This is a genomic window from Flavobacterium sp. JAS (assembly GCF_020991455.1).
Classification (GTDB): Bacteria; Bacteroidota; Bacteroidia; order Flavobacteriales; family Flavobacteriaceae; genus Flavobacterium.
The window spans coordinates 188,908-207,536 of record NZ_JAJMOX010000012.1 but is presented as its reverse complement, the minus strand read 5'-3'; the positions used below and the strand labels follow the sequence as shown (position 1 = coordinate 207,536).

The 18,629-nt window shown below is 31.3% G+C and carries 11 protein-coding genes; 2 read left to right on the top strand and 9 right to left on the bottom strand.

The features are described from left to right. The first annotated feature begins 2 nt into the window (after positions 1-2). Positions 3-1,799 carry an SAVED domain-containing protein gene (locus LPB88_RS18945; RefSeq protein WP_230717242.1) on the top strand — a complete coding sequence of 599 codons (1,797 nt, stop codon included), beginning with the start codon at positions 3-5 and terminating at the stop codon, positions 1,797-1,799. 206 nt (positions 1,800-2,005) lie between these two features. Here LPB88_RS18945 and LPB88_RS18940 read toward each other — a convergent pair whose 3' ends face one another. The 9 genes from LPB88_RS18940 to mobC all read right to left on the bottom strand — a co-directional run bounded on the left by LPB88_RS18940 (position 2,006) and on the right by mobC (position 16,000). Then, positions 2,006-3,382, bottom strand: coding sequence for an McrC family protein (locus LPB88_RS18940; RefSeq protein ID WP_230717241.1), 1,377 nt, complete (start codon positions 3,380-3,382; stop codon positions 2,006-2,008). Then, positions 3,382-5,286, bottom strand: a complete 1,905-nt coding sequence (locus LPB88_RS18935) for an AAA family ATPase (protein WP_230717240.1) — start codon at positions 5,284-5,286, stop codon at positions 3,382-3,384. The genes LPB88_RS18940 and LPB88_RS18935 overlap by 1 nt, the downstream gene beginning before the upstream one ends. A 27-nt stretch (positions 5,287-5,313) precedes the next feature. Further along, complete coding sequence (locus tag LPB88_RS18930) at positions 5,314-6,279, bottom strand: HNH endonuclease (RefSeq protein ID WP_230717239.1); 966 nt, start codon at positions 6,277-6,279, stop codon at positions 5,314-5,316. Then, the gene (locus LPB88_RS18925; protein WP_230717238.1) at positions 6,257-8,275 is read right to left on the bottom strand and encodes a hypothetical protein; all 2,019 of its coding nucleotides are present in this window, start codon (positions 8,273-8,275) and stop codon (positions 6,257-6,259) included. The genes LPB88_RS18930 and LPB88_RS18925 overlap by 23 nt, the downstream gene beginning before the upstream one ends. Beyond that, on the bottom strand, positions 8,265-9,542 hold the full coding sequence (locus tag LPB88_RS18920) for a restriction endonuclease subunit S (RefSeq protein WP_230717237.1): 1,278 nt from the start codon (positions 9,540-9,542) through the stop codon (positions 8,265-8,267). The genes LPB88_RS18925 and LPB88_RS18920 overlap by 11 nt, the downstream gene beginning before the upstream one ends. After that, positions 9,535-11,130 carry a class I SAM-dependent DNA methyltransferase gene (locus tag LPB88_RS18915; RefSeq protein ID WP_230717236.1) on the bottom strand — a complete coding sequence of 532 codons (1,596 nt, stop codon included), beginning with the start codon at positions 11,128-11,130 and terminating at the stop codon, positions 9,535-9,537. The genes LPB88_RS18920 and LPB88_RS18915 overlap by 8 nt, the downstream gene beginning before the upstream one ends. Positions 11,131-11,157: 27 nt before the next feature. Further along, positions 11,158-14,232, bottom strand: a complete 3,075-nt coding sequence (locus LPB88_RS18910) for a type I restriction endonuclease (RefSeq protein ID WP_230717235.1) — start codon at positions 14,230-14,232, stop codon at positions 11,158-11,160. Between the two features lie 146 nt (positions 14,233-14,378). After that, positions 14,379-15,620, bottom strand: a complete 1,242-nt coding sequence (locus LPB88_RS18905) for a relaxase/mobilization nuclease domain-containing protein (RefSeq protein WP_230717234.1) — start codon at positions 15,618-15,620, stop codon at positions 14,379-14,381. Beyond that, entirely contained in the window at positions 15,608-16,000 is a 393-nt protein-coding gene (gene mobC, locus LPB88_RS18900) for a plasmid mobilization relaxosome protein MobC (protein ID WP_230717233.1), read from the bottom strand. Before mobC ends, LPB88_RS18905 begins: the two co-directional genes overlap by 13 nt. 1,033 nt (positions 16,001-17,033) lie before the next feature. Between mobC and LPB88_RS18895 the strand changes: the two genes are divergently transcribed. Beyond that, positions 17,034-18,554 (top strand): MauE/DoxX family redox-associated membrane protein, encoded by a 1,521-nt coding sequence (locus tag LPB88_RS18895; protein WP_230717232.1) that lies wholly within the window; start codon positions 17,034-17,036, stop codon positions 18,552-18,554. The last annotated feature ends 75 nt before the right edge of the window (positions 18,555-18,629 follow it).

The following is an 18,629-nucleotide window of genomic DNA, read 5'->3' as shown; positions in this document are numbered from 1 at the left end:
ATATGACAACAAATAAAGTAACAATAATTGTAGCGCACTATGGATTAGATAGGAAGATTACAGAACAAGAATGTATGTCTGCGTTATCACCAGATACAAAAACTAAAGTCATTTTTATTGATTTTGAAGCTGGTAATGCAAAATTGAGTGAATTATATGATCTTTCATTTGACAATCTCGCTTTATCTCAACAAAGAAAATTTGTAGATATTTTGAAACCTGTACTTGATGCACATCCAGATGCATCAATTGCATATTTCGGTTTTACCCCCATACCTTTATCATTTCATCTGGGATATCTTGTTGGAAATACACATCCTTACATTATTTATCAATTCCATCATACAAAAAATGAATGGTATCAAGAAACAGATAAGCCTTCAATAGATTATCAGTTTTCGATTAAACCATTGTTATTGCCAAATGAGATTCAAAAAGGAAAAGGTGATGTTTCAATACGCATTGCAACTTCATTTAATATTGACAGACAAGCGACCTATGAAGTAGTTCCAAATCCCGAAAATGAATTTGATTTAAGTTTAGAAACACCTAATGTAGATTCGCTTTTTAATCAAGTACATATTGGTGATGTAGTTAATTCATTTCAAGAAATTTTAAATGCGTACGCCAATAAATTAAGTGATAGAGAAAAAATTCATTTGTTTATTGCTTCTTCGTCAGGTTTGCCTTTTGCTTTAGGAACGAGAATAAATCCTAATATTTATCCTTATATCCAAACTTATCAATTTAGTAGAAATGAAACACCAAAATACAAGGAAGCAATATTGGTTACTAAGGAGGTAGATAATCGTGTTGTGCTTTCTGAGGGAGATCGAATTTTAGCAAAAGAAATTCGAGATAAATGGCAGGAACAATTAGAAAACACATTAAAACCTTTTATTAAGACAATCTCTGGAAGACCAACAGACAACTGGCTTCAAATGGTGTGTGCGTCTGATGATGAGTACAATAAAGTCAGTAAACATTTCCGCCATCCTTGGACATCAGTTACCGACATTAATAAAACTAGTTTGAAACACGATAGAATAGATACTGAAACAACAGATGTTGAAGATGGTTTTGAATATATTGAAAAGTCAAATACTTGGTTATTGGATGATGGGTTTTTGTTTGGTCTTAGCAAAAGATTGATAACGAAAACAGATACTGATATTATGCAGGCAGCAAGATTGTTTTTCTTTCATGAAGCATTACATTATAGTAAAGAAGGACACAGATTGACCAGAGAAGTTGCTAATGGTATTGGTCAGTTTCCTAAAGTAATAGAAGAAGCCGACTATCAGGCTGATGTTTGGGGGTTGTTGACAGAATATAAATATTGCTCTGTATATGAGGGAGGACGTTTAAAAAAAGGATTGAAGTCCTTTTTTTGTGATGCTATCGAAACGGCAGTTGAAACTATGTGGAGTTTTGTAGATACAGGAAATGAACTTAATATAATACAGGTAAGGTCAATGAATCGTTTTCTAAATTGGTATTGGCAATGGGTTCTTATAGAAAATATAGATGGTCCAGGAACTTTAGAAGAAATAGTAATGATTTTACTTGATAAACCAGTAATTGAATTTGCTGGAGCTCAAATGGAGTTACGAGGATACCGAACATATTATAAACTTAATGCTAAGAACTATAATAATTATCAATTAGCTGCTTTTACAAGAAATAAAGTTTTTCGATTTTCTCCAAATTTAATTCAAGATATAACAGATGGTTTTAAAAACCTTAACGGAGAAAAAATAAAAACAGGTTTAAAAAGTTTTCAAGTAACGATTGGATAAAGAATTGAGATAGCCCAAGGTATGAAAAGACATATTTTTTTGGGCTATTTTTTTTAGAATATTTTTTAAGCTTAAAAAAATATTAAATTTATTATTCTAGCTTATTTGTATTTAACTTAATAGAAATATGATTATTTAGTGAAATCTTTTATTGATAAACAGGAAATTTAATTCTTCAGTAATTATAATATTTTAATTATTGTTATTTATATCCAAGGCAATTTTACTCCTAATTTAAATACCTTGTAATATGATTTTATTTCTTGACGAAACTGTATAATATTTTCTAAAGTTAGTACAGATATACCATTTTCCATATCAGGATAAATAATCAAACAATCAATATTCTTATCATCTGTAACATTTAACTGTTTCCTAACTTTCTTCAAACGAGCATAACCCGCTACCTGACGAATGTCATCATGTAAATGACCAGCTTGATAATGTAATTTGTATTTGGCATCAATTACCATATGATTATTTGATTTTGACACCAAAATATCTAAGGCATTGCCATAGGTAGAAAACTGATAATGAATATCTTTTTTATCCACTGCATTGGCTTCTACCATCTTGCTATAAACATAGAGTTCAAATAAACGTGGCATATCAATCCAAAAAGGAGGAGTGATTATTTTTAGAGTAGAAGTTTGAGTAATGTTATAAGCAAATCGTTTTAATATATAACTCCCTATTTTTAAGGCTTCTTTATAATCTTGATAAAACGGATTGTGTTTGCAATGTTTTAATTCATATTCGTTTACTTCTTCTGAAACTAATTCAAAAGCAGGACGACAATAATTAATAGAGTGCTGTAAATCCCTGAAAATATTTCCGAAAAAGACTTCTTTATTTTCTACATATGCACTTGCAAACAGAAAGGCTTTCTTTAAGAAACGATTTTCAGCATGGTCTTCACCAAAATTCTGGTATTCACAATAGGCATTTGTAAAACGATTTTTGAAAACATTTCGTTTAATATGTTTGCTAATAAGAATTTTACCTTTTACACGATTGTTTAAGTTTTCTTGTACTTTATAATAATTTTTCTTCAATCCTTTACGAACAATATTTTTTAGAATTTGCAAAAAATGAACTATCAACAAAGGAGTAAGTTTATCATCCTTTTGTTCGATTTCGATGAACTTATTCTGCCAATCAATTTTTACTAAATCTTTTAACTCGGAATTACTCTCAGGAGTAGAAACTATTTGCAGCAGCATTTTCAAATAGTCCAGTTCGAAGATATTATCTCTACTATTCTCGGGAGATTCTCCTACCTCATTTTCTTCAAATTCGCTTTCTGTTTTTAGATTAAAAAGTTGTGCGGAAGAATTATTTATTTTAGGTTCTACATATAAGCATTTTCCTGTTTTGCCTAACCAGTCAAGTCCTATACAATAATCTGCTTGTATTTTGAAACCGGCTTCCGTTCGAGTGGCTATAAAACAATGACTGCTCGTATTGAAACGTTTGGATTGAACTGTTTCTAACAAATCTAATTTTTCTTGATTGACAATACCATCCATGGTATCATCAATCGAGATGAGAATAGTTTTATGTTCGGATAAACGAAATCCCATTAGTATAATTTATCTAGATTCTCAATTTTTTTCTTAATTCCATCACCGATTAAGACACCATCTTTAACATATTCCAATAATATAGGTTTGATTTCATATTCTAAACGAATATTCATTGGAACACCATCTTTTTCTTCAGATTTATCTATAAAATAAGAATGGCCCAGTTGGACATCATTTTTCTCAAATTCAGGAGAAAGATTAGTGTCAAACAATTTGCTTACTTCAGTAAATAGTACATCATCAAAATTTTCTAAATTTTGTGTCTCTTTCAGATTTTCTGGCAAAACATCTACAAAAGCGAAGCGCCTTCTAATGGCATAATCAATATGACCTACAGAGCGATCTGCCGTATTCATGGTGCCAATAATATAAAGATTGGCTGGAAGTATTAAATCATTGCCATCGACATCATACATAGACTCAACAGTTTCTCCTCGATATTCTAAGGCATAAATTAATTCTCCCAGCACTGAGGAAAGATTAGCTCGATTTATTTCGTCAATTACTAAAACATATTTTCGAAGATCTTCTTTTTTGAAATCATTGTTAAACTCAAAAGCTGTTTCTTTCTCTTCTAAGTATTTTTTAAATTTTTCAATAAGATTTTGATACAGATAATACATACCACTTCTTGCAGATTTTGAAAGTGAAAAATTATCCTGTATTTTCACGTTAGGTACAACCAAGTGCAATCCAATATACCCATTAATAATATCACTATCTTTTATTAAAACAGAATCTTTTTCGTTACTATATCTGTTTACTCGTATTGCATCATTTTCAATTGCAGTTATTTTTGGTTTAGTTGCTTCCTTAATCAATAATTCTCCAGATTCTTCCAAGATCGATTCTAAATTCTCTTTGAATTTCAGATAATTTTTATCAACCCATATTTCTTTAGAAATTAGTTCGGAAACTTTTTGAGAATTCCGAAAATTTTTCAAAGCTTTATCTGCGAATAATCCAAGTGTTTTATTCACATTTTTATATTCGATACGATCTCCTTTTGATTCGGCTGTAATTCCTCGTACAAAGTCTTCATAGGTATAACTTGGATGAAATTGTATAAGTTTAAATTGATCAGAAGTGTTTTTAAAGTTCACCTTTTCATAAATAAACTTTGCAAGTGAAGCTGCTCTTCGGACATTATCTTGTTCCAATTTAGATTCCCATAATTTTGAATTAAATGCATTTATTACATCATCAAAACTCGTGTAATCTTCTGTTTCAGATTCTCTTTTAATTTTTATTTTTCTATCAGAAAAATTTATCTCTAAAACTTCATAATTCTTTTCCCTTTCAGTCGATTTTATAACCTGATTTTCAATTATATTTTCGATTATAACCTGATCTGAAATAAATGCATTTTCTTCAATTATTTTTTTTGCAATTTCTTTAGCAAATTTAGTTTTACCAGTTCCCGGAGGGCCTTGTAAGATGATTTGTTTTTTGTAGTGAAGAATATTTTTTATTTTTTCAAAATTTTGTGATTGCATAACCTTATTATAAAATTTGTCTATAAATTTCCAAGAATCTGTATTTGAATTGTACAATCTTTGAAGTGTACTTTGAGGTTGAGGAAATAAATCTTTATCATAATAATAGCTTAAAACTTCCACATTCCTATAATAATCATGATGGAATTTTGATTTTAAATTAGGATCTGTAAAACAATCACTATTAATCCTACATAGGGCTACAGCAATAGCACCTTCTCGTACTAAAATTATATCATTGATTTCTAAACCTTCAGAACTTTCTCCTGTGAAATTTCTACACTGGAAATCATCCCAATCTCCAGTACCTATTATAGGCTGTTTCTCTAATAGCATTAATCTTGATTCAATTTTTCCTTTGTTTCTTCCCCAAGGTTGATACATTTGTATGTGCCAGTAAATCATAATGCAATTATTTCTGTTCGCTTATTTCTAATTTATCAATCCCAATTCTTTACCTAAATCTTGATAAAGTTTTGATAAAGGCCTCGTATGCTGTTGTTTTTCTAGAGAATAATTACCTAGAATCATTCGGTCTATTTCGGATTTATTAAATTGTAACCCCTTGTAAGAACTCAAATAGACTCTATATTTTTTTGAATATTTAATTCTCTTTTTTATAATTAATTCTAAAGCATGATCGTGATGTAACTCATATAGATCCTTTAAATTAAAAACATCTAAATGACCTTGTATAGCATATTTAAAATGAACTTCTACGTCTGACTTACCGACAAGCGGATTTATGATTGCAATATTTTTTATCTTGTGAGTAAATACAAAATCGCTAGTTTTCAAAAGATATGGATTTGTTAACCCTTCAATAATTGGATCTTTTTCTTCTTTAGCACCAAAACCATTGCAAGACTTACAAGAAGGAATTAAATTAAAGTAAGTTAATCCCAAAATTGGATATTTTGATTTTGGAAAAAAATGATCTATTTCTGGCTTTGCATCTTTGTTTTTTTTGATTGCAAAAATGTAATTTCTATTACAATATGGGCAAGTATTTATATTTATATTATTTATGAATTCCCACTTATCAAAACTTTTGTTATCATAAGCATTATCAATAAATATGTTTCTTAAAATTAAATTATCATCATGCCATTTATTGAAATAATTTGGTCTTTTAGTAATTAATATTGTTAACCATCTTTCTAATAAATCTGCTCTTAATGTAATCAAAGGTTTTAATTTATTTTCAGGATCTGAAATCAATGATTCTAAATCTTTTTCTAATTGATCTGAAAATTCAATAATGTAGTTTACACCATTTCTTGGTTTTTTTTGAATGCCATCCTCGTCCAGAACTCTTTCAATTTGGTTTAATAAATTGAATTTGATGTTTTTGTAATGAGTTTCAGCAAATGTGTTATTTACCTGAAGTGGAACCATTTTTTAATTGTTTTATATGTTTCATTTTTTCTTCCAATTTTAATATCTCATAATCATTAAACTCAGGAAAAGCCTCCAAAAACATATCGTTTAGTTTATCATTTAAGTAAGGCTCTCCTATTTGCTCAATCACCTTTTTTGCAACCATAGGTTCTGTAATCCATACTTTTTCACCTCTTTTTTCATCGTTGATATATTCAATTATATCTTGAATTTTTTCTTTAGCAAAATCACCTATTAAGCCATTTCCTAAAAAGAAATCGTTCGATAAAATATCATTAATATTTGCTCCAAAGGTTAATTCTTCAGCATTATAATCATCCGGTAATCCTTTTTTTAATTTCAAAACATTTGTACTAGGGATATCAGATAAGATAAAAGGTGAATGAGTTAAAAAAGTAATATTGATACCCTCTATATTGTTTATACTTTCTTTTGGAATATTTGAAATAGAATCTAACAAATCCTTTACGTATCTTTTTTGCCATTCTGGATGATAATATAATTCTATTTCATCTAAAACAATATTTAGGAATGGATAATGATGATAAATATCCTTTTCATTTAAAAAATTATCTTTGACAGAATTCAAATTAATAATGTGATAAATGATTGAACTAACGCTGTGTATCTTTTGTTTTTCACCAGAACTAAGTGAGTTAAAAGAAGTACCGTCACTCAATAGAATTTCAGTGTCATAAAAACCAGGTGGAACCATCGTAAACGTATTTAAGAAGATGTTATTTTTTTCTTCTTTTTGTTTGATGATTTCTATTTTTTTAGATAATTCCTCTACCTCAATTGTAAGGTTTTCTTCATGAAGAATATAATCGTTACCAAAAATCTCTTTATAGTACTTCAGATAAATAATAGCTCCTTTAACCTTAAAAATAATGTGGCTATTACTTTCTTTTATTCTTTTAATAAAAGCATCGATATATTTAAGGGTACCTTTCTCTTTTCCTCCATATTTAAAATAAGGCCTGTAAGTCGTACTAATTTTTAGGAGTTTTTCAATAATGTAGTTTAATGAAATATTAACGTAAAGATTTTCATTGAGTTCATTGTTTAAAATTTTAAATTCAAAATGTTTCTCAATAGAATTAATCACTTTTTGGTTTAACTCTAGACCTTTTGATTCCCTATATTTGTCATTTGACGGTTTATGAGAATTGTATTTTAAATTTAGCTGCGTTACAATTTTATTATTAGCAATATTTCTCAAAGAATCTTCAATAGGTATTTTTCCAATAGGCTCTAGAATATTACCAAGCAAACGTCTTTTTAATAAACCATTTTCTCTATTGATGTCAATAATTCCATTTGTTCGCATTGGGTGTAGTACAATTGGGGTTTGGTATCCATCATTTTTGTGAAACAGAGGTTCAATCCAATCTCCAATCTCAATCGAATTCAATGCATAGTGCGAGTAATTTACTACTATACTGTAGAAAAAATTTTGTAATTCAGAAGCATCTTCAATGGCAAATTGAATATTTGAAACAAGATATTTTCCTTGTTTATAATCAAACATTTGTTGAAAAACAGCTCCATCTCTAATAATTAAATTTATTAATTGATTCTCTTTAGAGACATATAATATTTCAAAATCTAAAAACTTGTAAGGCTGCAAAACATTATTACGTCTTCCATCACGTAATAGTTTAGAAATACAGCCGATATTATAGTTTGCCCAATATAATAATTCTATTAGGCTACTTTTTCCAGAACCGTTATTCCCTACAATAGCATTAATACTAATAGGTATATTTTTCCCCTTAGTATTTATACTATATAAGTCTAAATCACTGTCTTTATCAAATATTACTTCACTGAAGTCATTATTTGGGAAACTATATTTTTTATAAAATAAATAAATAGTGTTTTCACTTAGATTTTTAAAAAAATCTAATTTTGCACCGGTTCTTTGTGTCTCGAAAAATCTAGTTGGTTTTTCCCCCGTTCTAATTGCAATTATTTTAAAATTAGTTTCCATGTCCATCTCCTTTCTCCGCAACCATCCCCAATTTCTCCTCAACATCCCCAACTGTAACCTGCCCATTCATCAACATAGGTAACAACCAATCGCGAAGCGAAGCGAGTTCTATGTTTTCTACACTAAGTTTATTTTGTTTTTGAAAACAAGGATTTATGATGCTATTAAATTTTTCTAATACTATTTTTGAAGGTTTTATTACTTTTAAGGAAAACAAATCATCTTTTGTTATTGAGCCAAATGTAGTTCCATCAACATTTCTTCTGTCAAAAATTTGTTTTAGATTGACCATCACTCCAAAGAGATATGAAATAGAATTATCTTTACTATTTAAGGAAGCTAATCCACGACCGATACAACAATCTTCTTTGGCAATATTCATAGTTCCTACAGGGGCTCTAACACTAAGTAAAATTTCACCTTGCCTTGCATAACGTGTTGGAGATGATGTAAATTTTCTTATTGTTGGAAACCTTTTTCCAAAGTCAGTACAACCTTGATAAAAAATAGCCCCAATACCTTCCTCATTGTAGGTTTCTCCTGGAGGAGATTGTCCCATTGTAATATTTGCAATATCTGATAATTCTTTTACTTCCCACCCCTCAGGAATCTCTCTTTTCAACTCCCCATTCCAAACCATTTTACCGCCAGAAGATTTATAAGGCTTCCCATTCTTATCAGGAAAATCAAATTGCACAAACCAATAATCATACAAAGTCTTAGACATGGCATCTAACTCAGCATTAATTTTATTATTGAGCTCTATTTTTGAATCTAAATCGGAAAGTATTTTTGCAATTTTTTGTTGTGATATATTATCCTTTGGATATCCTACATGTACATTAAATAATCTAATCTTATCAAATTCTCCCTGACCAGTACTTCCGTCCATAAAAGTCTGAAGTTTGGCTTCTATTGAAAACAGACTGTAATTCAAACATTTTGATTCATAAAAATTATTTGTTCTTAAAATCAAAATATGCGAATCTACAATGATTTGAAATCCTTCAGGAATAAAATCAACCATTGCAATTCTTCCAGCTGTTCCTTGACCAGTAGAGTTTATAAGTATATCTCCAACTTTTAAAATCTTATCTTCATTGTAAACCTTATTATCATCTATATATTGAGCAAATGAATAATCAATTTTATTATTTCTTATACACTTTTGATTCAATACAATTATTGAACTTTTATCTACATATTTGGGTGTTACTCCTTTACTATGATACGTAATTATTTTATCAACTCTTCTCCAATTAATCATGTTTTAACCCTTTCAAATTAGACTCAATTTCTTTTTCTAACTTCTTGCTTTCAGCAAACAAATCGATCAAATTACTTTCAAAACTTTGCATTTTTTTTGAAAAGGATTCAGGAGTAATATCAGTATATTCAATTTTAACTTCGAAATATTGTCCTGCTGAAAAGGAATAGTTTTTGGTAATAATTTCCTCTTTTGCCACAACTACTGATAAATCTTCAACAGCTTTTTTGTTATTAAAGGTTTCAATAATTCGATTTTCTTCACTATTAGTCAATACAGTACGCTGGTTTTTACCTTCTTTTACAGTTTCTCCTAATTTTGAGGCATCGAGCAAGATGATATGTTCACTATCGGCTTCTTTGTCTAAAAATAAAACTGAAACGTTAGTACCTGTACTTGCAAAAATATTAGAGGGCATACTTACCACACCACGTAACCATCCGTTTGTAATAAGACGTTCGCGAATTTTCTTTTCGATACCGCTTTGCGCTGTAATAAAACCTGTTGGTAAAACAATAGCCGCTTTACCTGTTTCACTCAAACTGTGCATAATATGCTGAATGAACAATAGATAAATGGCCATTTTATCCTTATCCTTGTTTGGTATTTTCGGAATTCCTGCAAAAAAACGTTTTTTGAAAGCATCTTTATCCAAGTCGGCATGAAAATCGGAGAAATCCAATTTAAAAGGCGGATTTGAAACGATATAGTCAAATTTGGTATCTAAATAGGAAGGCTGTGCTATTGTATTGGTTTTGATGATATTTGGGATGGAATGTGTCAGGTTGTTCAATACCAAATTCAAACGCAGCATATTACTCGATTTTTGCGAAATGTCTTCGGAGTATATGGTACAGTTTTCTTCCCCAATTTCATGGGCAATGCTCATTAATAAAGTCCCAGATCCTGCACTCGGGTCATATACCTTAACACCCTTTACTGGTCCTGGTACCATAATTTGAGCCATAATACGTGCTACTGCATGAGGAGTATAATATTCGGCATATTTCCCTCCTGAATCGGTATTGTAATCTTTAATTAAATATTCGAAAATGGTAGCAAAGAAATCATATTTCTGCTCGAACATTTCTTCAAAACTAAACTCAAATAACTTATTGATTAAAGCTTTGGCAAAAGCATCGCGCTGTGAACTGTCTGAAATAAATTGTGTGAGTTCATCAAACAAAATATCTTTAGCTCCTGTAAATGATTTTACTGAGAACACTTCAGCATTTTCTATCGAAATCTGACGCAATGTATCATCAAATGTTTTCGCAAAGTCACTATCGTTTTGTTTCAAGAACAAATGCGAAATTAAATGCTCCGGCTGTAAGCGTGGTATGTTGGGGTCTAATGAGTCAATTAAGTCAGAGTAATCATCTTCACTCAATTCACGTAAACCTTTCGAAAAATTATCGGTTTTGCCTAATTCTGGTTTTTCCTGTTTTACCGCATAGCGGAATTTATCGTTCAGAAATTTATATAAAAATACCTGAGTGATTATTTTAAATTCGTTTCCGTCATTTCCTAAACCATAATTGGCACATACACTCTTGAGGTTGTTTATCAGTGCCTTTGTTTTTGTCATGAAAGTAATGTCCTGCGTCATTGTATCTTATCTGTATTGATATTGTTGTAAGTATTCATTAGCAATTAAATTGGAGACACTATTTTTCATATCTTGATCCATTTCAATTTTTTCTTTCTTTTTAAATTCCTGTACTACTAACTGGAGCAGGTAACGTTTAAAGAAGGCTTCGTTTTTCATCAAGTCTTCCTGTCCTTCGAGTTTAATGTCAACTTGTTGCTTGACCTGCATTAAGGCTTTGTGCAACTGCATTTCTTTTGCATTCAATGTTCCTTTTTCATTTAGTCTTTTGTGAATACGGGTATATTTTTCGTCGTTCTCGTATTTCGCTTTTAGTAAAGCATTCTTGCGGTTGAGTTCTTTGGCACGGTCGTAGATCTTTTGCAGTAAATGCATATTTTCTATCATATCGGCCTGTGTGACCTCGCTTAAATTTTTCTTTTTGAATATACGCTCCAATTCTTCGCGCAAACTTACAAATTGTGGATCAAACTGATCAAAATTGGTCTGCAATGATTCTCTAGTTTTTCGCAAAATGTTTTTGAATTCATCAGCCAGTACCAATTCGCTTTCATCTACTTTGATGAATTGAAAAATAACCTCCTCTAAGGCGGTGTTTAATAAATTGGCAGAAGCTTCTTCGTTTCCGATACTCTCCACAAAATTAAGATTATCCAATCGGTTTTGTGCTTCCAGTAATAATCGGTTCCAAATATCAAAATCAGCAATGCCGTCTAAAGCTTCGTATCCATTTACTGCAATAATGTTTTTCAATTCTTTGGCAGTACGCAAAGCTTTAATCAAACGCAATAACTCCTTTTTATCAGTTAATTGTGCAATCTGCTGGGAGAATAATTCCCGATTCTGTGTATCGTAATGAAATAAGGTTTCTTTGATTTCCTGAATTTCCCGCTGAATTTCATCTTGTGATTTAAATAAGTACGAATACATTTCCATTTCGTCACCCAATTGCTCCTGCAATTCATCAAAATACATTTTATTGGTACGATCAAAGGCTTTAGAGATATCCGCAAAATCTACTACGTAGCCGTATTGGTACTTTTTGTACGGACGATTAACGCGGGTTAGTGTCTGCAGTAAATTATGATCCTGAATCACACGGGCAAGATATAGTTTCTTTAATCGTTTGGCATCAAAACCAGTGAGCAACATATTATACACGAATAGTAAATCAACTTTTCCCTTTTTATAAGTCTTGATTAATTCCTTACGAACAGTTTTATCATTTTCATCATGCAATATTAAAGCTGCTGTTAAAACAGGTTCGTCATGATTTCCATATTTAGTTGGCGGTTCAGCCGCCATCAAAATACTGGCATCGGTTTCCTGATAACCGTATTTTTCCTGAAACAAACTAAACAATTCTTTGGCCTGATCGGCTGAATCACATACTACCATTCCACCTAAAGAGGCATCTTGCTCATCGCGCCTAAATTTAATTATGTCATTTGTAATATATTTTAATAAGGGCTCCACAAATTTTGGATGTGCATAAATTTTACGTGTACTAATATCGCCTTGCAATACTTTAATCTGATCCATTATGTCTTTCATTTCCATTTTGAAGTTACCTTCAATCTGTTCACGAATCAGACGTAGGGTATAACCATCGGCAATAGACATGTTGTAGTAATATTTGTGAAAATAATTACCAAACAACATTTTAGAATCATATTCTTTAGCAACTTCTTTTAATAAAGGCGTGCCTGTTAAAGCAATAATTACAGCAGAACGATCAGAGTTAATCAGATTGGCTAAATAATTACCTTTAGGATTGTAACTTCTGTGCGCTTCATCTAAGAAATATACTCGCTGTATGTTGATATCGTAATTGATATTACTAATGCCAATTGCATCTTCAGAAAATTTCTGAATATTGACCACAGTTATTTCCTGAACGCCACTATCGTTGTGGATAGCACCAACGACTTTAAGGTCAGCTATAAAATCTTGTTTGGAATTAACCTGTTTTACTTTTAAGCCTCTGTTGGCAAATTCACTTGATGCCTGAATCAATAAATCCAAACGATCGACAATAAAGTAGAATTTAGGAATGATCTGTTTTTTGGCATAGTAATCTGTTAGATGCTTTACATTGTAGTATGCCAATGCTGTTTTTCCAGAACCCTGAGTATGCCAAATAATTCCTTTGTTTTGTCCTGCCTCTAATTTTGTAGCAATAGCTTTTGTGGCAAATAACTGAGGATAGCGCATGATGTGCTTTTGGTATGCTATTTTACCTGTTACCTCTTCTTCTACATACACAATAGCATATTGCAATATGAATTTTAAGCGTTCTTTACTAAACAGAGATGTTAGAATACGGTTAGTTGGGGTGTTTGTCTGCTTATTAGTAATGTATTCGGGGCTGTTTTTAATAACAATTAGGTTGTTATCCTTCAATAGTTCGTTTTCTATTTTTTCGTCAATTTCTTTCTGCTTTTCGATTACAGGATAATCAACATCTTCTCTGAAATAATTGAAATGAACTTGATCATAAGCCGGCGTGGCATAGAAAGCTCCAAAAATAGGTTCAACTATACCATCTTCGTATTCCATGTTATTGGAGAAGAGCAGTAATTGCGTAATGTTAGCAAAACGTCTAAAATGTTTGTTTTTAAAACGTGTATTTATTCGAGTTCTTTCTGCAATGACACCTTCTTTGTTATGCGGTTTTTTTACCTCAATAAAAGCCAATGGCATTCCGTTTATTAAAACAGTGATATCAGGTCGGAATTCTTCATCACCCGTTTTACAAGTTAATTCAGTGGTAATATGAAAGTCATTATTGTCGAATTTTTCAAAATCAATTAGTTTAAGTCCAGAAGTAGAAGTTAACCGTTCATAAAACTTCTTACCAAGGTCTTCATAATCTAGTTCTAAGTTGATTTCATCTAATAAACGTTGTGCTTCCTGTTCAGAAATTCCATTTAATACTGCAATTTTTGGAATGAAAATAGAAGGGAAGATATTATTATCTTCAATCCTATTTTGTTCATTAAGAGGTATGTATTTATACCCTAATCGCATCAAGTGTAATATTGCAGGTATTTTTACTCGGGAATCTTCGTTAAACTTCATTCAGGATTTGATTTAAGATCAGTCTAGATGCTAAAAGTAGATGATTTTATTAAAATAACCTATTTAAAAATCGAATAGCTCTAAGTTAGATGTACCAACAAAATAGAAGACAAAACTGTGGAAGTACTATAGACTTATAACTCTTTTTAAATCCCTCTTTTTATTCTACGTTTCTTCTTTTGTTTAAATTGTTTTGGAACATAATCAATGGTATTATCGACATGCAATAAAATATCAATTGGATTAATTTTTAACTGATTTACTTCCACATTTTGAATGTTTTCTGGAAAGAATATTTTCGATTTCTGATAATGTTTCTCATGCTGATTCACATTTAGCTCGCAACGTTCCAAAATTCCTTTTGCACTGTACTGCTTTCCTAGACTGCTTCCGTTAAAAACGCATTTGGTTTTGTGATCTACAAAAGTAATTCCATAAAGCTGTCCATCCTTGCTCTTTCTTAAAATCGTAGTAATGCTTTGCTTTTTTAATTTTTCTGCTAACTCTTCCAGAGATTTAAATGTTTCATTAATGAAAGTCTCTCTAATTATGGATCTTACATGTCTTTCATGTAGCTCTTTTTTTGTAGCATTAATTTTAAATCTTTCTTCTAGAAATTTCAAAGTCGGTTTGCTGTAAAAGTCGCTTGCCTTAATTGGGATCCCAACTGGTTTGCTATCTATTTCAAGTATCTTGTAAAGCAGTCCGTTGTTTTTAAAAACTCTCGAGTCCTCGCTTCCTCTGTCAGCATGGACATTATAAAGATTTAAAACCGCGTTGAGTTCAGGCAGGCTTGAATACTTGTAATCAAACAAAACCTTGTTTAAAACTGAATTGATCGCCTTTTTGGACTCTACTTTTCCGTATTGGACTCTGCCGACATCTATGGGATTTAACGAAAATTGTTCTTTCGGTTTTCTTCCTTCGGCTTTTACAAGTCCAAACATTTCTTCAATTTCTTTTCGGGCAGGTTCTGATTTTCTGATGCCTAATAAATGCAGATCGATTCTTTTTCCGTCTCTCTGAATATTGTTTGTTACAATATGACAATGTGGATGCCCCGCATCATAATGCTGATATACCAGATAAGGCTGTCTGCCGAACCCTAGTTTTTCCATGTAAGTATCTGCAATTTCAGCCATTTTTTCTTTCGAATGATTCTCCGAAGAATCAAAGTTGAGAGAGATATGCACTGTGTTTCGCTTCGCATTGGTATTGAGTTGTGCCAGTTTTATGAAGCGGTTTAATTTTGAAGTGAAACTCAGTTTTTCTAGTTCCAGCGGATAATTCACAGCACTGATGCATTCAGCTTTTCCGATAATAACTTTATTTTCGTTGTAATTCAGAATGCCTCTTATGGACGAGCTTGTTTTTATCACTGCAACCATTTTTCTGCTATTTTCTGGGTGTGGCCTGAGACCTCTTCCATTTTATCAAAAAGTCTTTTTCTCTGGATCTCGAACAGATAAAGATGCCCTTTGAAATCGGGAACCGTGTTGAGTGTGTTTATCTTTCTGGCAATCTGATTTATATTATTGCCGATTGCCCGTAATTCGGAAGTAAGAACGGCTGTCTCTTCCATCAGTTCGTCTAAAGACTGGTTTCTGTAGGTGGCGACAATGGGTTTGTTGAATAAGTGGCTTCTGATGTGGTCACTTAATTTTCGACAGGTGCTTGCTCTGAATCTTTTTTCCAGTTCGGCATACTCCAAAGGAGTGAATCGCAGTCCCACGATTCGTGTCCTGTTTGAATTTTCTCTTTTCATCATCTTTCATTTTCATTGTTATCAAACTCTTTGCTTTTAAGTTTCTCCACCGCCGAGTTCCGAGGCAAAGGGTGGCAAGATAGGCGGTTGTTAAACAACCGTTCATCTTGCTGATGTCAGGAACGTGGACATCTTTGGAGATTTTTTTAAAGCCAGTGACTAATTTAATGAGAATCTTAGAAATTTTGATGAGTAAAATTTACCTATGATGAATACAGACAGTAGAATGAATAAATATTTAAAAAAGAAAAAGGAAAAAAAGAAAGCAGTATTTAATTGGACAATCGGACAGTTGAAGTGCTATAAGTCCCGAAGGGTGGCTTTTTAGAGGAACGAGAAAAAGTCATTATGCGCACTTCTCTGGATGTGTCCAATATTTTGCTTTGATTTTTTTCTGATTTAAATTTTTATTGTTAATAAAATGATTAAAGATTCATTTTATTAAAAGACCGGTTATCATTTTAAAACTTTAACTAAAAAAGCCTGTTTTGGAAAAATTTTGGCCTGTTTTGGATAACAAGTAACTAAAAAGGGTAGTGTAATTTTGTTTAAAATAAACAACTTTAGAAAATTAAAAATCAGATGTTTAATACCATTTTTTTATGAGAAACAAACAAATTGTAAGAAAATTATTTCTTAATTTATGAAAAAAGCCTGTTTTTTAAAGATTTTGGCTTGATTTTGACAGCAAGCGTTCAAAATTACAACGGTAAATTTGTATCTGTAGAAATGCAAACGAAACTAACTGTAGCCAATGTATTAATAATACATTATTTATATTATTAGTATATAAAGAAATTTTTTAAAGTGAAAATGGCATGGTTTTGATGTTTTTTGGCGTGTTTTTGATGTTTCTTTCTCAATTAGGCTGTTGTAATTTTGGCCTATGCTTTTATCTGGAAATCAATGCAACTTAAAAATAATCAAATTTCTTGATAATGGATTCCAATATGTCTGCCAAGGTAGGAAATTGTAAATATTGCGAAAATCCAAATAAGTGAAAAATTATTAAATCATTAACTAAAAATGAGAAATCATGAAACTTAGTGCAGCAATAAAAAGTATAATTCTTGACATGATTTGTTTATCATATATGATTCTATTTGTTTACGCAGCAGTAAGTAAATTGCTTGATTTTGAAAATTTTCAGGTTCAATTGGGACAGTCTCCTTTATTAAGTGCTTTTGCCGGATCAATTGCCTGGATGATACCGATGATTGAATTACTTATAGCATTATTTATTTTATTGAAAAGATGGAGATTAATCAGTCTTTTTGCATCTTTTAGCTTGATGGTCATGTTTACATCATACATCTATATTATTTTAAATTACAGCTCTTTTATTCCATGTTCTTGTGGCGGGATTTTGGAAAAAATGGGATGGAAGGAACATTTCTTTTTTAATTTGGTTTTCATAATGCTGGCAGCAGCGGGTATCCTGATATCGGCCAGTAGGGTGTCTAAGACATCTTTTATTTCAAAACCCGCTGTTCTTGCCAGTTCTTTTGCCCTTTCGATTTTTTTTAGTGTTGGCTTAGTGACTGTTTTGTTTATTTCATCTGAAAATATAATGCATCATAGGAACAATTTTGTACGCCGATTTCCTCATCATCAGGCGGTGAAAAGGAGTGAAGTTGATCTTCTTTATAATTCGTATTATTTTGCTGGAGCAGTAAATGAAAATTTATACTTAGGAAATAATACTGCGCCGTTACATCTCGTGTCATTCGATAGCGTTTTGCAAAAGAAAACATCATTTAAAATAGAGTTGGATAAGAGTGATTTTAAATTTAAAGCCGTCAAAATTAATATTTCAGCACCCTACTTTTTTGTTGCCGATGGAAATGTCCCTTGCCTATTTAGGGGAAAAATCTCAGATTGGAAAGCATCGTTATTTATGAATCAAAAAGCTTTCTTCTCATTAATAACCCCAATTGATTCTCTTACTATGGCCTTTAGAGGACAAGCCATAAAAAGTAATGAGAATGTAATTGGATCCATCTTTCTGGGAAAGAATCAAAAAGTAAAATTAAATCCAAAACTTTTGCAGAAACAAATTGATGGAGTTTTTGATACAGATGGCATGCTGCATTACAGCCCAAAGATAAAACGTATCGTTTATGTTTATTTATATCGGAATGAATTCGTGGTAGCTAATGATTCCCTTGACTTAAAATATATAGGAAAAACTATAGATACTACAAGTCAGGCACAAATTAAAATTTCCAACATTACAAGTAGGAATCAAAAGAAAATGTCGGCACCTCCGATTATCGTTAACAAAGCCAGTACAGTATATAAAAACCTTCTTTTTATTTACTCGCCAGTTCATGGATTATATGAGTCGAAAGATTTATGGAACCAGGCAAGTACTGTTGATGTTTATGATTTGAATGATGCTTCTTATGTTTCGAGCTTTTATGTTTATAATATCGGAGACCAAAAAATAAGAAACATTATTGTTCATGAGAATTACCTTTATGCTCTTATTGGTAATTATATAGTTTGTTATCAACTTAGTAATTCACTCTTACAGCATTACAAAAGTGAATTATGATTATCATATACTTAGCGCTCAGTATCAGGAATGTAATCGAACACCTGTAAAAAAAGTAGATATTTTTTTAATTTA

Coding starts and splice junctions, on each gene's coding strand:
- LPB88_RS18930 (WP_230717239.1), bottom strand. CDS start 6,279: ATGGTTCCACTTCAGGTAAATAACACATTTGCTGAAACTCATTACAAA.
- LPB88_RS18895 (WP_230717232.1), top strand. CDS start 17,034: ATGAAACTTAGTGCAGCAATAAAAAGTATAATTCTTGACATGATTTGT.
- LPB88_RS18945 (WP_230717242.1), top strand. CDS start 3: ATGACAACAAATAAAGTAACAATAATTGTAGCGCACTATGGATTAGAT.
- LPB88_RS18940 (WP_230717241.1), bottom strand. CDS start 3,382: ATGGGATTTCGTTTATCCGAACATAAAACTATTCTCATCTCGATTGAT.
- LPB88_RS18935 (WP_230717240.1), bottom strand. CDS start 5,286: ATGATTTACTGGCACATACAAATGTATCAACCTTGGGGAAGAAACAAA.
- LPB88_RS18920 (WP_230717237.1), bottom strand. CDS start 9,542: ATGATTAATTGGAGAAGAGTTGATAAAATAATTACGTATCATAGTAAA.
- LPB88_RS18905 (WP_230717234.1), bottom strand. CDS start 15,620: ATGGTTGCAGTGATAAAAACAAGCTCGTCCATAAGAGGCATTCTGAAT.
- LPB88_RS18925 (WP_230717238.1), bottom strand. CDS start 8,275: ATGGAAACTAATTTTAAAATAATTGCAATTAGAACGGGGGAAAAACCA.
- LPB88_RS18915 (WP_230717236.1), bottom strand. CDS start 11,130: ATGACAAAAACAAAGGCACTGATAAACAACCTCAAGAGTGTATGTGCC.
- mobC (WP_230717233.1), bottom strand. CDS start 16,000: ATGATGAAAAGAGAAAATTCAAACAGGACACGAATCGTGGGACTGCGA.
- LPB88_RS18910 (WP_230717235.1), bottom strand. CDS start 14,232: ATGAAGTTTAACGAAGATTCCCGAGTAAAAATACCTGCAATATTACAC.